This window comes from Paractinoplanes rishiriensis (genome assembly GCF_016862375.1).
Lineage (GTDB): Bacteria > Actinomycetota > Actinomycetes > Mycobacteriales > Micromonosporaceae > Actinoplanes > Actinoplanes rishiriensis.
In genome coordinates this window covers 1-14892 of record NZ_BOMV01000079.1, presented here as the reverse complement: position 1 = coordinate 14892, position 14892 = coordinate 1, and the positions used below count along the sequence as shown (strand labels likewise).

15 protein-coding genes are annotated in these 14892 nt (G+C 71.2%); 9 read left to right on the top strand and 6 right to left on the bottom strand.

Features of this window, described 5'->3' with window-relative positions; genetic code table 11:
* Positions 1-114 precede the first annotated feature (114 nt).
* Positions 115-1635 carry an alpha/beta hydrolase gene (locus Ari01nite_RS37490; protein WP_203787390.1) on the bottom strand — a complete coding sequence of 507 codons (1521 nt, stop codon included), beginning with the start codon at positions 1633-1635 and terminating at the stop codon, positions 115-117.
* 95 nt (positions 1636-1730) lie between these two features.
* On the opposite strand from Ari01nite_RS37490, the gene Ari01nite_RS37485 reads away from it, so the two are divergent.
* The gene (locus tag Ari01nite_RS37485) at positions 1731-2816 is read left to right on the top strand and encodes an AI-2E family transporter (RefSeq protein ID WP_203787388.1); all 1086 of its coding nucleotides are present in this window, start codon (positions 1731-1733) and stop codon (positions 2814-2816) included.
* Here the strand turns inward: Ari01nite_RS37485 and Ari01nite_RS37480 are convergent.
* Positions 2810-4387: an ABC transporter permease gene (locus Ari01nite_RS37480; RefSeq protein ID WP_203787386.1), complete on the bottom strand. Its 1578-nt coding sequence runs from the start codon at positions 4385-4387 to the stop codon at positions 2810-2812. The two genes, Ari01nite_RS37485 and Ari01nite_RS37480, sit on opposite strands and share 7 nt — an antisense overlap.
* A 119-nt stretch (positions 4388-4506) precedes the next feature.
* Here Ari01nite_RS37480 and Ari01nite_RS37475 point away from each other — a divergent pair, with 119 nt between their 5' ends.
* Positions 4507-6168 carry an aminotransferase class V-fold PLP-dependent enzyme gene (locus tag Ari01nite_RS37475; protein WP_203787384.1) on the top strand — a complete coding sequence of 554 codons (1662 nt, stop codon included), beginning with the start codon at positions 4507-4509 and terminating at the stop codon, positions 6166-6168.
* A 35-nt stretch (positions 6169-6203) separates the two neighbouring features.
* Here Ari01nite_RS37475 and Ari01nite_RS37470 read toward each other — a convergent pair whose 3' ends face one another.
* Positions 6204-6917, bottom strand: a complete 714-nt coding sequence (locus Ari01nite_RS37470; protein ID WP_239163345.1) for an alpha/beta fold hydrolase — start codon at positions 6915-6917, stop codon at positions 6204-6206.
* 73 nt (positions 6918-6990) lie between these two features.
* Here Ari01nite_RS37470 and Ari01nite_RS37465 point away from each other — a divergent pair, with 73 nt between their 5' ends.
* Positions 6991-7893, top strand: coding sequence for a sigma-70 family RNA polymerase sigma factor (locus tag Ari01nite_RS37465; protein WP_203787380.1), 903 nt, complete (start codon positions 6991-6993; stop codon positions 7891-7893).
* 3 nt (positions 7894-7896) lie between these two features.
* On the top strand, positions 7897-9204 hold the full coding sequence (locus Ari01nite_RS37460) for an NAD(P)/FAD-dependent oxidoreductase (protein WP_203787378.1): 1308 nt from the start codon (positions 7897-7899) through the stop codon (positions 9202-9204).
* Positions 9205-9245: 41 nt separating this feature from the next.
* Here Ari01nite_RS37460 and Ari01nite_RS37455 read toward each other — a convergent pair whose 3' ends face one another.
* The gene (locus tag Ari01nite_RS37455; protein WP_203787376.1) at positions 9246-9980 is read right to left on the bottom strand and encodes an SDR family oxidoreductase; all 735 of its coding nucleotides are present in this window, start codon (positions 9978-9980) and stop codon (positions 9246-9248) included.
* A gap of 99 nt (positions 9981-10079) precedes the next feature.
* Here Ari01nite_RS37455 and Ari01nite_RS37450 point away from each other — a divergent pair, with 99 nt between their 5' ends.
* The 3 genes from Ari01nite_RS37450 to Ari01nite_RS37440 are packed head-to-tail and all read left to right on the top strand — an operon-like array spanning position 10080 to position 11391.
* The gene (locus Ari01nite_RS37450; RefSeq protein ID WP_203787374.1) at positions 10080-10427 is read left to right on the top strand and encodes a VOC family protein; all 348 of its coding nucleotides are present in this window, start codon (positions 10080-10082) and stop codon (positions 10425-10427) included.
* 10 nt (positions 10428-10437) lie between these two features.
* Positions 10438-10857 carry an NUDIX hydrolase gene (locus Ari01nite_RS37445; RefSeq protein WP_239163344.1) on the top strand — a complete coding sequence of 140 codons (420 nt, stop codon included), beginning with the start codon at positions 10438-10440 and terminating at the stop codon, positions 10855-10857.
* A 15-nt stretch (positions 10858-10872) separates the two neighbouring features.
* Positions 10873-11391: a GNAT family N-acetyltransferase gene (locus Ari01nite_RS37440; protein ID WP_203787372.1), complete on the top strand. Its 519-nt coding sequence runs from the start codon at positions 10873-10875 to the stop codon at positions 11389-11391.
* On the opposite strand, the gene Ari01nite_RS37435 is transcribed toward Ari01nite_RS37440, so the two are convergent.
* Together Ari01nite_RS37435 and Ari01nite_RS37430 are read right to left on the bottom strand one after the other, a co-directional pair.
* Entirely contained in the window at positions 11342-11782 is a 441-nt protein-coding gene (locus tag Ari01nite_RS37435) for a DNA-binding protein (protein ID WP_203787370.1), read from the bottom strand. The genes Ari01nite_RS37440 and Ari01nite_RS37435 overlap by 50 nt on opposite strands.
* Before the next feature lie 43 nt (positions 11783-11825).
* The gene (locus Ari01nite_RS37430) at positions 11826-12260 is read right to left on the bottom strand and encodes a pyridoxamine 5'-phosphate oxidase family protein (protein WP_203787368.1); all 435 of its coding nucleotides are present in this window, start codon (positions 12258-12260) and stop codon (positions 11826-11828) included.
* Between the two features lie 260 nt (positions 12261-12520).
* Here Ari01nite_RS37430 and Ari01nite_RS37425 point away from each other — a divergent pair, with 260 nt between their 5' ends.
* Together Ari01nite_RS37425 and Ari01nite_RS37420 are read left to right on the top strand one after the other, a co-directional pair.
* Positions 12521-14194 carry an RICIN domain-containing protein gene (locus Ari01nite_RS37425; RefSeq protein WP_203787366.1) on the top strand — a complete coding sequence of 558 codons (1674 nt, stop codon included), beginning with the start codon at positions 12521-12523 and terminating at the stop codon, positions 14192-14194.
* A 71-nt stretch (positions 14195-14265) separates the two neighbouring features.
* Positions 14266-14892 (top strand): hypothetical protein (locus Ari01nite_RS37420; RefSeq protein WP_203787365.1); only part of this gene is annotated, 627 nt, incomplete at its 3' end.

Sequence of the window (14892 nt, the reverse complement as noted above, 5' to 3'; positions counted from 1 at the left end):
CACACCCGGCGCCGGGCCGCTTGCCCGGCGGGTCGTAACGCCCGGCAGCAGGAACGACATCGCCCTCACCGAGGGGGAGGTGAGGGCGATGTGGTGGGTTGCTCAGATCTCTGATTAGCCGCCCAGGTTGATACCCAGTGGGCCGGTGCGGAACGTCGGCACCGCTGACAGCATGGTGACGTCGTCCGGGGTGGGGCCGGCGCACAGCCGGTCTCGGGCCGGGAGCGTGCCGTTCACCAGGAAGGCCGTTCCTATCTCGGTGGCGCAGGTGCCGGCTCGGATGCCGTAGACGCCGTGGCCGCCCGCGTCCTGGCTGATGAACGCGGCCCGGTTGCCCAAAGCGCGGCGCAGGCCGCGGCCCGACGCCCAGCCGGTGGCGGGGTCGCGCAGGTTTTGCATGATCAGGACGTTGCGCGGGCCCTTGTCCGTCACGGCCACCGGGGGCTCGGTCGGGCGGTACTCCCAGAACGCGCACGGCCAGATGTTCGGTGGCATGCCGGCCGTGATCGGGTAGTGCCTGCGGCTTTCGGCGCTGCGGCGGGCGTACGAGCTGATGTTGTTGGTCCAGGTTATGTCGCCGCAGGCGATCGCCCAGAGTGCGGCCGCGCCGTTGTCGAACGGGACCTCGAGCGAGGTGACGGCGCCGGCGTTGAGGGTCTGCCAGTCGGCGGCCAGCGTGGGGAAGTTGCGGTCGTCGTAGAGGGCGCCGCGGGTCAGTTCGCGGAAGAAGTTGCCGGTGATCGTCAGGTCGGGTGTGACGATCGGGTCGCGGTCGAGGGTTTCGGCCGTCTTGAAGTATGTGCGGGTCACCGCTGCGGGCGTCGCTCCTAGGCCGTACTCGTCGTTGCGGGCCGCGGCCCACTTCGCGAAGTCCGGGAAGCGGAGTGCGGTGGCCGGGCCGAACTGCTCCCAGATGCGGGTCCAGATCAGCTTCGGGTCGACGCCGCTGTCCAGGATGATCCGGTCGCTCCGGGCCGGGAACAGCGACGTGTAGACCGCGCCGAGGTAGCTGCCGTACGAGTAGCCCAGGTAGGACAGCTTGCGTTCACCGAGCGCGGCCCGGATCCGGTCCATGTCGCGGGCCGTGTTCGGGGTGGTCAGGTAGGGCAGCAGGTCGCCCGCCTGCTGCGCGCACGCGCGGGCGGTGCTGCGGGCGAAAGCCACGTTCCGGTCGATCGAGCCGTCCGGCGCGGGATACGGCAGTATCAGATCGACCGGTGTGGCCGGGTCGAGGCCGCAGGTGATCGGCGTGCTGGCGCCCACGCCGCGCGGGTCGAACCCGATCAGGTCGTAGCGGGCCAGCACCTCGGCCGGCAGCGACTGCGACAGATAGGTGGGCAGGTCGAGACCGGAACCGCCCGGACCACCCGGGTTCAGCAGCAGGATGCCGCGGCGGAGAGCGGGATCGGTGGCCGCGATCCGCGAGATCGTTACGGTGATCTTGCGGCCGGCCGGCTTGCGGTAGTCGAGCGGCAGGCTGAGCGCCGCGCACTGCTGGCGCGGGTCGATGTCCGGCGGTGACGCGGGGCAGGCACCCCAGTCGGCCGAGCCGGCCGCCTGCGCCTGTGTCGCCGGCACCAGCGTCACCCCGAGCAGGGTGACCGTGGCCAGTGCGAGAACCTTTCGGCGGAGCATCGAGAAACCCCCATTCGTCGATGGCTGGCCCATACGCTATCGGGCGGGGGCAAAAACCCCGTGTGCCGGAAGTGCTGCCGGGGTAACTGCGGGGCGTGAACATCGAGCCCGTTCGAAAGCTGCCGTGGTCGCTGCGCTACGCGGCCCTCGCCTGCGCCTGCGTGCTGCTGATCGCCGCCACCGCGTTCCTGGTCATCCGGATCGCTGTGCTGGTGGCCCCACTGACCATGGCCATCGTGGTGGCCGCCCTGCTGGCCGCACTGCTGCAACCGGTCACCGAACTGCTCGACCGCTGGCTGCCCCGGTCGCTGGCCGCGCTCGGCGGGGTCCTGCTGCTGCTGGCCGTCCTGGTCGTGCCGGCCGTGCTGATGTGGCCGACCGTGGCCAAGCAAGCTAGCGAGTTGCCGGCCCAACTGGAGCAGGGCTGGGGCCGTACCCAGGAATGGCTGGTCAGCACGTTCGGGGTGAGCGAGCAGCAGCTCTCCGCCGCGCTCGACCGGGTCGGCCAGTCGGTGCAGTCGTCGGCGCCCGACCCGACCGCCTCGGCGATGTCGCTGGTGGAGGGTGTCGGCGCCGCGCTGCTCGCCCTGGTGCTGATGTTCTTCCTGCTCAAGGACGGGCCGAAGATCGGTGACTGGCTGCTGCGCCGGCTGCCCGAGCCGTCCCGCGAGCGCTGGGGCGAGGCGGCCGGCAACGGCTGGAACGCCCTGGCCAAGTACGCCCGCGGCACCATCGCGGTGGCCGCCGTGGACGCGCTCGGTATCGGTCTGGCGCTGATCCTGATCGGCGTTCCGCTGGCGCTGCCGCTGGCCGTGCTGACGTTCCTGGCCGCGTTCGTGCCGGTGCTCGGCGCGACCGTGGCCGGCGCCGTGGCGGTCCTGGTCGCGCTGGCCGCCAACGGCCCGCTGGACGCGCTGCTGGTGCTCGGCGCGGTGATCCTGGTGCAGCAGTTGGAGGGCAACCTGCTGGAGCCGCTGATCATGGGCAAGGCGCTGCGGCTGCACCCGGCCGTGGTGCTGGTCGCGGTCACCGCCGGCGCGCTGACCGGCGGTGTCGCGGGCGCGTTCCTGGCGGTGCCGCTGACCGCGGTCGTCCATCAGGTCGCGTCCACCCTGTCCGCGGTGCGCGCCGAAAGCCCCGGCAGCGAGCCGCGCCGCGAACCCGTCGCCGCCGGTCAGTAGCCGATGTCGCGGCGGCGTAGGCCGGCGAGGCCGGCCGCCACGAACGCCGCCGCGACCAGCCCGATCACCACCAGCGGCGCCGCGGTCAGGTCCTCCAAGGGGACCTGCGGCGTGTGGGCGAACGGTGACGCCCGCTGCACCCACGACGGCAGGTTGAACGAGTCGGCGAACAGCATGACCACCGCGCAGTAGGCGACCGCCGCCCACGCCACGATCGCGCTCGGCCGGGGCGTCCAGCCGACCGCGAGCACCGCCAGCGCGATGATCAGCCAGACCGCGGGCAGGTAGGCCAGGGCGATCGCGGCCAGCCTCGGCACCTGGCCGGGGTCCGCGACGGTCAGGCCGTACGCGATGCCCTCGCCCACGCCGAAGGTGAGCAGGGCCAGGGCGCTGCCGGTCAGCGCGACGCTGAGGTGGCCGGCCAGCCAGGTGTGGCGGCTGGTCGGGGTGGCCAGGATCGGCTCGGCGCGGCCGGACGTCTCCTCGGCGCGGACCCGCAGCGTGCTGCTGACGCCGTAGGCCGAGGCGAGCACGGCGGCCATCCCGGCGGTGAGGGCCAGGTAGGCGTTCAGCACGTCGCCGGCGCCGCCGGGCAGCAGCTCGGCGACCGCCGGGTTGTCGCGGATGTACTGCTCGATGGTGTTGCCGATGGAGCCGTACGCGAGCCCGAGCAGGCCCAGCGCCACCGCCCAGCCGGCCAGGGCGCCGCGCTGCAGTCGCCAGGAGAGGGCGTACGCGCTGCGCAGCGACCCGGCCGCGGTGGCCCGGCCCAGCCGGGGCGGCACCAGGCCGGCACCCACGTCGCGCCGGCCCAGCAGGACGACCGCGGCGGTCAGCAGCAGCGCCGCGAAGCTCAGCGGGAGCAGCAGCGGCCACCACCGGTCGCCGGTGAACGGGAACGTCCGCTGCCCCCAGCCGATCGGCGACAGCCAGGACAACGCGCCGCTGCCCACGTCGCCCGCCGCCCGCAGTGCGTACCCGGCTCCCAGGAGCGCGCCCACCACCCCGTACGCGGCCCTGCTGCTCTCGAAGATCTGCACGGCGACGGCGGTGAACCCGGCGAAGGTGAAACCGACCCCGGTGATCGCCGCCCCGAACAGCAGCGAGCCACCGACCGGCAGCCCGGTGCCGGCCGCCGCCGCGAACACCAGCGCACCCGCCATGAGGTCGGCCAGTCCGGCCAGCACCAGCGCCGCCATCAGCGGAGCCTGCCGGCCCACCCGGGCGGAGCGGACCAGTTCGGCGCGGCCGGTCTCCTCCTCGACGCGGGTGTGCCGGCCCACCAGGAACATTGTCATCAGCGCCACCACGATCGCGGCGAACGCGAAGATCTCGAAGACCACCTCGCCGCCGATCGAGCCGAGCAGCCGGGTCGGGCCGCTCATCGCGATCACCGCGGTGTTGCCGCCGATGGTCTGGCGCAGCTGCTCGAGGCTCTCCGGCGTGCCGTACAGATTTTGACTCTGGGTCGACTGGACAAGGACCAGCAGGGTGGCCGCCACGAGCCAGATCGGCGGCCCGATCCGGTCACGCCGGAGCATGAAGCGCAGCAGGAGCAGCGTCCCGGTCATGCCGACACCGTACGCCGCCCCGCCTGATCGTCCGTTCGGGTGGCCCCGGACCAGGTAAAACGGACCTCCTATCCCTCGCCTGAGCCCCCTACTCTGAGCTGGTCCTCCGGGGAGGGACGATGACAAACGCAGACGAACAGTTACCGACGTCGCCGTGGCTGGAACGGATCCGGGCCGGGATCGTGGGTGACGGCGAGGTGCTCGACGGGCCGTACGGGCCGCGCCGGATCACCTACGCCGACTACACCGCGTCCGGCCGGGCGCTGGACTTCATCGAGGACTTCATCCGTGACCGGGTGCTGCCGCGGTACGGCAACACGCACACCGAGAGTTCGAGCACCGGCCTGCAGACCACCCGGCTGCGCGAGGACGCCCGCGCCCTCGTGCTCGACGCGGTCGGCGGCACCGGCGAGCACGCGGCGATCTTCTGCGGTTCGGGGGCGACCGCCGCGGTCAACAAGCTGGTGGCGATCCTCGAACTGCGGGTGCCCGGAATGGAAATCGGCACCCCGGAGGACCGCCCGGTCGTCTTCGTGGGTCCGTTCGAGCACCATTCGAACGAACTGCCGTGGCGCGAGTCCATCGCCGACGTGGTGCCGGTCGGCGAAGACGCCGACGGGCACATCGACCTGGCCGACCTGGAGCGCCTGCTGATCGCGTACGCGGACCGCCCGCTGCGGATCGGCAGCTTCTCGGCCGCCTCGAACGTCACCGGCATCCTGACCGACACCGGCCCGGTCGCGGCCCTGCTGCACCGCCACGGCGCGCTCTCCTTCTGGGATTTCGCGGCCGCCGCGCCGTACGTGCCCATCCGGATGGCGGACGACCGCCTGGATGCCGTCTTCCTCTCGCCGCACAAGTTCATCGGCGGACCGCAGACACCGGGGGTGCTGGTGGTGCGCCGTGATCTGATCCGCAACCGGGTGCCGAGCGTGCCCGGCGGCGGCACCGTCACCTTCGTGGGGCCGACCGGCCACCGCTACCTCGACGACCCGGTGGCCCGCGAGGAGGGCGGCACGCCGGCGATCGTCGAGTCGATCCGGGCCGGCCTGGTGGTGGCGCTCAAGCGGGCGGTCGGCACCGAGCTGATCCACACCCGCGAGCAACTGCTGTGGCGGTACGCGCTGCGCCGCTGGGGCGAGCATCCCGGCCTGGAGATCCTCGGCAACCGGGACGCCGCGCGCCTGTCGATCGTCTCGTTCCGGGTCCGGCACGGCCGCCGGCACCTGCACCACAACTTCGTGGTGGCGCTGCTCAACGACCTGTTCGGCATCCAGGCGCGGGGCGGTTGTTCCTGCGCGGGCCCGTACGGCCACCGGCTGCTCGGCATCGACGACGAGGGCTCGCGGGCGTTCCAGGACGAGATCGGGCACGGCTGCGACGGCATCAAGCCGGGCTGGGTGCGGGTCAACTTCAACTACTTCATCACCGAGGCCGTACGCGACTACCTGGTGGACGCGGTCGAGCTGCTCGCGGAGCACGGCCACCGCCTGCTCACCGACTACCTCTTCGACCCGCACACCGGCCGGTGGCGGCACCACGCGCAACCGGACGAGCCGCCGCTGCGCCTGACCGGCGGCCTCGACGGCCTGCTGTCCGCCCCGCCGCGCCGCGACCAGGCCGGCGAGGACGTCCTCGCCGGTTACCTGGCCGCGGCCAGTGATCTGTTCCATGCCCGGCCCGACCTCGACGACGGCGACGAGGCCGGGCGGTTGTCCGCCGATTTCGAGGCATTGCGCTGGTTCCCGCTGCCCGCATCGTCGTTGAGGGAGAGTCTGTGAATTCTGAGTGGCCGATCAACCCGCCCCGGCCGCCGTTAGCGAGCGACCGCGTCGACCGCTTCGAGGATCGCTGCCGTCACGGCTTCCGGCTCGGACGAGGCGATCGCATGGGATGCGCCGGCCACCTCGCGTACACCCTTGGTACCGGCCCGCTCGGCCATGAACCGGTGCAGCGCGACCGGGATGTTGAGGTCCTCGTCGCCGAAGACGAACCAGGACGGGATTGACCGCCAGGCCGGCGTGGCGGCCGGCAGTTCCTCGGCGAGCGCGGCCTCGGTCACCGGCCGCTGGGTGGCGCTCATCAGCGCGGCCTCGGCCTCGGACACGTCGGCGGCGAACTGGTGGTGGAACACCTCGGGCCGGATGAAGAACTCGACGCCGCCGGTCGAGACCGGGTGCGCGCCGAGCGCCTCGCCGAGCGTGCTCCCCGGGAACTTCGTGGACAGCCCGAAGGCCGACTCGCCCGTATCGGGCGCAAAGGCGCAGGCATACACCAGCGCCGCGACTTTCTCACTCCCGGCGGCGGCCTCGCTGATCACCATTCCGCCGTACGAGTGACCGACCAGCACCACGGGCCCCTCGATCCCGGCGAGGACGTCCCGCACGTACGCGGCGTCCCCGGAGAGGCTGCGCAGCGGGTTGGCCGCGGCGACGACGGTGAGGCCGCGCCCGTGCAGCCGCTCGACGACGCCGGCCCAGCTAGCCGACTCGGCGAACGCGCCGTGGACGAGGACAACGGTGGGGTTCATACGTGTCTCCCTCATCTATTGCAGTGGTCACGAGCACAGACCGGACGGCGCCCCGATCTGTGACGATGGCGGGGTGACCACGGATCTGGACGAGGCCGCGACCATCTTCACCGGCCTGCGACCGCGCCTGTTCGGCATCGCGTACCGCATGCTCAGCAGCGCGGCCGAGGCCGAGGACCTGGTGCAGGACGTCTGGCTGCGGTGGCAGGCCACCGACCGGAGCGCGGTGCTCAACCCGGCCGCGTTCCTGGCGACCACCACCACCCGGCTGGCGATCAACGCGTTGCAGTCGGCGCGGGTGCGGCGCGAGACGTACATCGGGCCCTGGCTGCCCGAGCCGGTCGACACCAGCGCCGACCCCTACCTGGGCGCGGAGCGCGGCGAGGCGCTGGAGTTCGCGGCGCTGATGCTGATGGAGAAGCTGACCGCGAACGAGCGCGCGGCGTACGTGCTCCGGGAGGCTTTCGACTACCCGTACGGGCAGATCGCCGAGATCCTGCAATCCACCGAGCCGGCGGTGCGGCAGCTGGTCAGCCGGGCCCGCAAGCACATGGCGGCCGAACGACGCACGCCGGTCAGCGCGGCGGCCCAGCGCGAACTGCTGACCACCTTCATCGAGGCCGCCCGCTCGGGGCAGATGGCCGAGCTGGAACGGCTGTTCACCCCGCGGGTGGCCAGCCTGTCCGACGGCAACGGCAGGCACCAGGTCTCCCGGCACCCGGTGGTCGGCGCGGTCAAGGTGGCCCGGTTCCTCACCACCATCTCGTCCTGGTACTGGGACGGCGTCGAGGTCGAGTGGATCACCACGAACGGGCAGGCGTCGGCGGTGCTGCGGCGCGACGGCGTGGTCTCCGGGTGGTGCACGGTCATCGTCTCGGCGGACGGCATCGAGGAGGTGCTCTGGCTGCTCAACCCGGCGAAGCTCGGCGGCGTGTCCGGACTCACGTCACAAACGCGTACGCCCGATTGTCCTTGAAGTATGCAGACGATAGTGGTGGTGGGTGGCGGGTACGCCGGCTTCTACGCGGCGTGGCACCTGGAGCGCAAACTCCGCCGGAACGAGGCCCGGGTGGTCGTGGTCGACCCGCGGCCGTACATGACCTATCAGCCGTTCCTGCCCGAGGTGGTGGCCGGTTCGGTCGAGGCCCGGCATGCGGCCGTGTCGCTGCGCCGGCACCTGCGGAAGTCCCGGGTGGTCTCGGGCTCGGTGGTGGCGATCGACCACGAGCACCGGACCGTCACGATCCGGCCCGCCGACGGCGCCGAGTTCGATCTCCCGTACGACATCATCGTGGTGACGGCCGGCGCGGTGACCCGGCAGCTCGGCATCCCCGGCGTGGCCGAGCAGGCCATCGGCATGAAACACGTCGAGGAGGCCGTGGCGATCCGGGACCGGCTGCTGACCGCGTTCGACCGGGCGTCGACCCTCTCGCCCGGGCCGTTGCGCCGCAAGCTGCTGACGGTCACGTTCGTGGGCGGCGGCTTCTCCGGCGTGGAGGGCTTCGGCGAGTTGCTGTCGCTGGCCACCGCGCTGCTCCGGAGGTACCCCGAACTGCACCGCGACGAGCTGCGGTTCCACCTGGTCGAGGCGCGCGACCGGATCCTGCCCGAGGTCACCGACAAACCGGGCCGCTGGGTGGTGCGCCAGCTCGAGAGGCGCGGCGCCGAGGTGCACCTGAACGCCACGCTGGTCTCGGCGACCGGCGGGCACGTGGTGCTGTCCACCGGTGCGGAGTTCGACTCGGACCTGATCGTGTGGACGGTCGGCAACGCCGCCAACCCGATGGTGCGCCGCCACACCGACCTGCCCATCGACGAGCGCGGCATGCTGCGGGTGCGGGCCGACCTGCGGGTGGGCACCGAGGAGGCGCCGGTGCCGGACGCGTGGGGCGGCGACGACGCGGCGGTCCCGGACCTGGCGGCCGGCAGACCGGGCGCGGCCACCGTGCCGAACGCCCAGCACGCCGTGCGCCAGGGAAAGCTGCTGGCCCGCAACATCGTGGCGACGCTGCGTGGCCGGGCCGCCAAGCAGTACAAGCACGACAGCCTCGGCACGGTGGCGACGCTGGGCCTGGGGAGCGGCATCTTCCAGTGGCACGGCCTCGTCATCAAGGGCCTGCCGGCCTGGCTGATGCACCGCGGCTACCACGTGCTGGCCGTGCCGAGCTGGGAGCGGAAGATCCGGGTGCTGGCGGTGTGGCTGACCGCCGCCGCGTTCGGGCGGGACATCGTGTCGCTGGCCTCGGTGCAGGAGCCGCGCCGGGCCTTCGTCACCTCGGACCGGTGAGGGGCCGGCCGGCCCGGCGTGACGCCGGGCCGGCACCGTCCCTAGCGGTTCAGCCACTCCATGTAGGTGGTCTTGACGATCGTGGCGTCGTCCTTGGCGATCAGCGCGTCGCCCTGGGCAGCCGCGAACATGCCGGACGAGTCGTCGGTGACCACGACCCGGCGGTCGCCGCGGGTGGCCAGCGCGATCCGGCCCAGCTCGTCGAGCGTGAAGACCTCCGGCCCGGCGTAGCTGCGGGTGCCCTGCAGCGGCGCGCCCACGCTCGCGTCGGCCACCGCCTCGGCTACCTCGGACGACGCCATCGGCTGGATCCGGGTGGCCGGCAGCCGCACGGTGTTGTCGTCGGCGTCCCAGGACAGGACCGTGTTGATGAACTCGAAGAACTGGGTGACCCGGACGATCGAATAGGGGACCGGCCCGGCCTTGAGGACGTCCTCCTGAAGGACCTTGGCCCGGTAATAGTCGAGCGCCGGCACCAGGTCGACACCCACGATCGAGAGGATGACGGCGTGCTTGACCCGGGCGGTGGCGGCGGCCGCGAGCAGGTTGTCCATCGAGACCCGGAACCAGTCGATCGAGGCCTCGTCGAAGGTGGGCGAGTTCGTCAGGTTGACTACCACGTCCACCCCGTCGAGCGCCTCGGCCAGCCCGGTGCCCCCGATCAGGTCGAGCCCCGTCGACGGCGAATGCGGCACGGCCTCGTGCCCTCGCGAGTTCAGAATCCGGACAACCTGCGACCCGATCAGACCGGTACCACCGATGACAGCGATCTTCATGTGCCTCGTACCCCTCTTGAATCCAGCGGTTTTCGCACCTCACCAGCTAGGACCGGACAGCATCCGGTTCTGTGACAGCGATTTTGGGAGCATGGGCGGATGGAACTGGTGATCGTCGTGGACTGCGCCGACCTGGACCGATCGGCGCGGTTCTGGTGCGGGGTGCTCGGTTACACCGCCGCGGCTCCGGCCGGCCCCGGCCGCTATCGGCAACTGCGCGGCGACGGCATCGAGGTGCTGCTGCAACGGGTACCGGAGGCGAAGTCCGGCAAGAACCGCGTGCACCTCGACCTCCGTGTACCGGATCTGGAATCGGAGGTGAACCGGGTCCTGGAACTGGGCGCCCGGCGCCTCACCGACGCCCCGATCGAGGAGGACGGCTGGACCTGGCACATCCTCGCCGACCCGGACGGCAACGAGTTCTGCGTGCTCCAGCCGCCCGGCTAAAGTGCGGCGGGTGCCCGACATCCGACCGATCGCCCTGGCCGCCCCGCGTCGCGGCACCGGCCTGCTGGTCTTCGAATACCTGGACGCCACGAAGAACGAGACCTTCTACCGGCCGCTGGGTGGCGGCATCGATTTCGGCGAGACCGCCGAGCAGGCCGTCCGGCGCGAGCTGCGCGAGGAACTGAACGCCGAGTTGCTCGACGTGCGCCTGCTGGGCGTGCTGGAAAACCTGTTCCACGCCTTCGGACGCCCCGGCCACGAGATAGTTTTCGTCTTCGACTGCCGCCTGGCCGACCAGTCGCTCTACACCCGGGACGTGCTCGGCGAAATCCGCGACGACCCGGGCACCAAGGTGATGTGGCTCCCGCTGGACAGCTTCACCCCGGACCGCCCGCTCTATCCGGCGGGCCTCGCCGACCTGCTCCGCTGACACTAGGGTCGCGGCATGACGCGGATTCGCGCGGGCCGGCCCGAGGACGTGCCCGCGGTGCTCGAACTGCTGGACGACGCGGTGGCGTGGCTGGTCTCGCTCGGGCGGACTGATCAGTGGGGCACGCGGCCGCTGTCCGCCAACCCGCGGCGGGTGGCGCTGACCGAGGAGCAGGCCCGAGACGGGGAACTGCACCTGGCCGTGGACGGCGACCTGGTGGTGGGCGTGCTGGGCGTCGGTGGCGCCACCGAGTACGTTCCGCCGGCCGTCGAGCCCGAGCTTTACGTCAGGCTGTTGGTGACGCGCCGGGCGTACGCCGCAAAGGGTGTTGGCAGTTTCCTGCTCGACCACGCGCGGCGTCTGGCTCGCGAGCGCGGGGTGGGGTTGCTGCGGGTGGACTGCTTCGCGTCGGAGGACCGGGCGCTGGTCGGATACTACGAGCGGCAGGGGTTCACCGCGACCGACCGGTTCGAGGTCACGCTGGCTAGCGGGCAGGTCTGGCAGGGTCAGGTGCTGGCACAGCGTCTCGGCTGAGCAGCCGCTCATAGCGCTGCCGCGCGGCCTGCGGTGTGTTCAAGCCGAGGCTGTACGCGATGTCCTGCCACGTCATGCCGGCCCGGCGCGCCGCCTCGAGCAGCTGCAACTCCAGCGCGTCCAGGTCGGCGCGCACCGACGGCACCAGGGTGAGCGCGGCGACCAGATCGTCGTCGTCCACCGGTGGTTCGCCGGCCGCCGCCACGATCGAGCCGCCGGACAGGCCCGCGACCAGCCGGAGCACCTCGTGCGGCGCGGCCATCCCGGGGTGCACCTGGCGCGAGCGAAGCCGGGGCGTCTCCGCGTGCCGCGCCGCCAGGTGGGTGAGTGCTTGATAGGTACGCGCGGCGCGCTCCCCGGCGGGATCCGGCCGGCTGAAAACTTCGGGCATGTACGAAGCATTGCACGTCAACGAAGTGTTTTCAACGTTATGTTTACTCCCGTTCCACCCGGCGTAGGCCGCCCGCCGGCGTCCACCACTCGACGACGAGCAGAGTGGCCTTCTCGTTGAGGTGGGTGTGCACCACGCCGGTGATGTCGGCGTGAAACCGATCCGTCCCGACCGGCAGCGCCCGGCCGGAGATCTTGGCTTCGCCGGGCCACTCCGCCTCGGCGCCCTCGACCGGGTCGACGGTGGCACTGTGCAGCGCGAACCGCGGGTCGCGAAGCAGATCGGCCCCCTTCCTGGCGTTCGGCATCGACCCGAAGACCAGTTCGCCGTCCTCGAACACGCTCTCAATACCGGAGATCCGAGGCGCGCCGTCCGCGCGTACGGTCGCCAGGGTTTTGTGCTTGTGCGCGTCAAACAGAGCACGCACCCGCCGGGCAAACTCCGGAACCGACGCTTCAACGTCCTGCCATGCGGTCATGCCCACATTCTCCCATTCCATTTGCCAGGATCGCGGCCGCGTAGCGCGGCCTCAGGCAGGGGTCAGCCCGTCCGTTCCGCCCACTCGGCCGTCCCCGCCAGGTGCTCTTCGAGAAACGTTTCAATCGGCACTTGCGGATCATTGGGGCACAAGACATTGATGAGCTTGACAGTGATCGTCGTGATCCGGAGACTCCCAAGACACGCAGTGATGTGAACGATCACATGCCTACTGACCCGAGCAATCGACAGGATCCCCACATGTCTTCAGCTCCTCCGTCCCCGGCTGCGGTGCCCTCCCCAGCCCGCATCCCCGGCCGCCGCCGCTGGCGCGCCGGACTCATCGGACTCACCGTCGCCGCGCTCGCCGCCACCGCGACCGTGTTCGGCCTCCAGCAGGCCAACGCCGCGACGGTCAACACCAACGCCTGGTACGTCTTCGTCAACCGCAACAGCGGCAAGGCCATGGACGTCTACAACCTGGCCACCAACGCGGGCGCCGGCATGGCGCAGTTCACCCGGAACGACGGCAACTGGCAGCAGTGGCAGTTCGTCGACGCCGGCAGCGGGTGGTACAAGATCAAGAGTCGGCACAGCGGGCTCTTCCTCGAGCTGCCGAACGTCAACGACGGCACCCAGCTCGTGCAGAACACCGACACCGGCAACAACCGCCAGCAGTTCACGCTCAAGGACTCCGACGGCGGCCACGTCCGGCTGATCAACCGGCACAGTGGCAAGGCCGTCGAGGTCTGGGAGTGGTCCACCGCCGACGGTGCGATCATCGCCCAGTACGCCGACCTCGGCGGCGCCAACCAGCAGTGGCAGATGGTCCAGGTCGGCACCGGTGGTGGTGGCGGCACGACCCCGCCGCCGTCCAGCGGCTGCGGATCCGGCTCGTTCCAGTCCGAGGTGACCGTCAGCGGCAGCACCTGGACCGCCCGCAACGCGTCCGGCGCCAGCGTCTACAGCGGCACCGACTTCCGCGCCGCCGTGCAGGCCGGCATCGGCAGTCTCGCCGCCGGGCGTACCTCCATGCAGCGTGTGGTGGTCCGCGGCAACGGCTCGATCTCGGCCGGCGCCCGCATCTCGCTGGCCAACTGGACCTCGCTCTCGGTCTGCGGCACGATCAACGTCACCGGCTCGGGCAGCGGTGACTACGCCCCGATCTACGCCCGCGGCGTCAGCAACATCGAGGTTCCGTACCTGAACGTGTCCGGAGCCCCGCTCTACGGCATCTTCATGCGCAACGTCACCAACGTCTGGCTGGGCCAGATCGACATGCGCCTGTCCGGCGGCCTCGGCGTCCGCATCGACAACCGCGGCGACACCAGCCAGTGGACCCGCAACGTCAAGATCGACAACGTGTACGTGCAGGGCGCCTCCTCGCACGCGGTGGAGACGTACGGCGTCGACGGCATCAACATCGGCACCGTGACGGCGCGCAACGTCGGCGAGTCCGGCCTGCTGCTGAACCAGACGATCAACGCCACGGTCGGCACCGTCGACGCGGACAACGCGGGCTCCGGCACCGGTTACGCGGCGTTCCGGATGGCCAACCGCAACGGCCGGGTCGGCAGCTCGTACCCGAACAACATCCGGGTCGGCACCGTGAAGGCGCGCGGCGGCGGCCGGGGCATCTTCTGTGTCTCGGAGAGCGGCGGCGCGACCATCGACCGCGTCGACATCGCCAACACCGGCAACAACTCGGTGCTCGTCGAGAACTGCTACAACGTGGTGATCGCCGGCGTGTCCGGCACGATCAGCGGCGGCGGCGAGGTCCGCATCGCCAACCGCGACGAGTTCTCGCCGTCGACCGGCATCCAGTTCCGCAACCTGACGGTCTCCAACACGAACATCCGCTGGAGCCCGTGCACCGGCTCGAACAACACGGTCACCAACGTGACCCGCAACAACTCCACCCTGACCTGGTGCTGATCACTGAGTAACGAGATGCAGGCGCCCTTCCGCTCCGGCGGCGGGGCGCCTGTTTCCTTTAGGGTGGGGCCGTGGACTCCCGCCAGGCGCTGCGCATTGCCGCCGGGCTAGGTCCCTACTTCACCTGGGACCCGTGGGACGGCGCCGCCGACTGGCAGCCGCTGACCACGCTGAGCGACCCCGAGGTGCTAGCCGAGCGTGTCGCCATCGCCCGGCAGGCATTGCTGCGGATGTCCGGCCTGCCCCCCGAGGCCATCCCCGAGCGAGTGGTCGCCTCGATCGTCTTCCTGGGCCTGGCTTCCCGTCTGCTGTCTCCGCTGCTAGCCGCAGCGTCGATCGCCGGCGCCTTGCCGGCGCCGACTCCCGAGAGCATGTGGTGGCGTCCAGCTGAGAGCGGTCCCATTCCCATAGCCGTACGTGACCAGCCGGCCCCCGGCTGCGCGGAGCGCGACGCCGAGACCATAGCCGACGACATCAACCGCTCCGCAGTACACGGACTGGTCGAGCCGGTGCTGACCGCAGTCCGAGCCCGCTTCGCGGTGTCCCCACAGGTGCTCTGGGGCAACGTGGCCTCGGCCCTGGGCGGCGCAGCCAGCATGATCGCCGACGCCGTCCCCGACGCCGACGCCGCCCCCGCTCCTGTCCCCACTTCCACGCCCGGGTCCGGTTCCGCGCCCGGTTCCGCTTCGGCTTCCGCG

What these genes read in the sequence shown, in the direction of transcription:
- Ari01nite_RS37460 (WP_203787378.1), top strand. Translation starts at nt 7,897, where the DNA reads ATGCAGACGATAGTGGTGGTGGGTGGCGGGTACGCCGGCTTCTACGCG.
- Ari01nite_RS37490 (WP_203787390.1), bottom strand. Translation starts at nt 1,635, where the DNA reads ATGCTCCGCCGAAAGGTTCTCGCACTGGCCACGGTCACCCTGCTCGGG.
- Ari01nite_RS37450 (WP_203787374.1), top strand. Translation starts at nt 10,080, where the DNA reads ATGGAACTGGTGATCGTCGTGGACTGCGCCGACCTGGACCGATCGGCG.
- Ari01nite_RS37425 (WP_203787366.1), top strand. Translation starts at nt 12,521, where the DNA reads ATGTCTTCAGCTCCTCCGTCCCCGGCTGCGGTGCCCTCCCCAGCCCGC.
- Ari01nite_RS37435 (WP_203787370.1), bottom strand. Translation starts at nt 11,782, where the DNA reads ATGCCCGAAGTTTTCAGCCGGCCGGATCCCGCCGGGGAGCGCGCCGCG.
- Ari01nite_RS37440 (WP_203787372.1), top strand. Translation starts at nt 10,873, where the DNA reads ATGACGCGGATTCGCGCGGGCCGGCCCGAGGACGTGCCCGCGGTGCTC.
- Ari01nite_RS37470 (WP_239163345.1), bottom strand. Translation starts at nt 6,917, where the DNA reads ATGAACCCCACCGTTGTCCTCGTCCACGGCGCGTTCGCCGAGTCGGCT.
- Ari01nite_RS37480 (WP_203787386.1), bottom strand. Translation starts at nt 4,387, where the DNA reads ATGACCGGGACGCTGCTCCTGCTGCGCTTCATGCTCCGGCGTGACCGG.
- Ari01nite_RS37475 (WP_203787384.1), top strand. Translation starts at nt 4,507, where the DNA reads ATGACAAACGCAGACGAACAGTTACCGACGTCGCCGTGGCTGGAACGG.
- Ari01nite_RS37430 (WP_203787368.1), bottom strand. Translation starts at nt 12,260, where the DNA reads ATGACCGCATGGCAGGACGTTGAAGCGTCGGTTCCGGAGTTTGCCCGG.
- Ari01nite_RS37455 (WP_203787376.1), bottom strand. Translation starts at nt 9,980, where the DNA reads ATGAAGATCGCTGTCATCGGTGGTACCGGTCTGATCGGGTCGCAGGTT.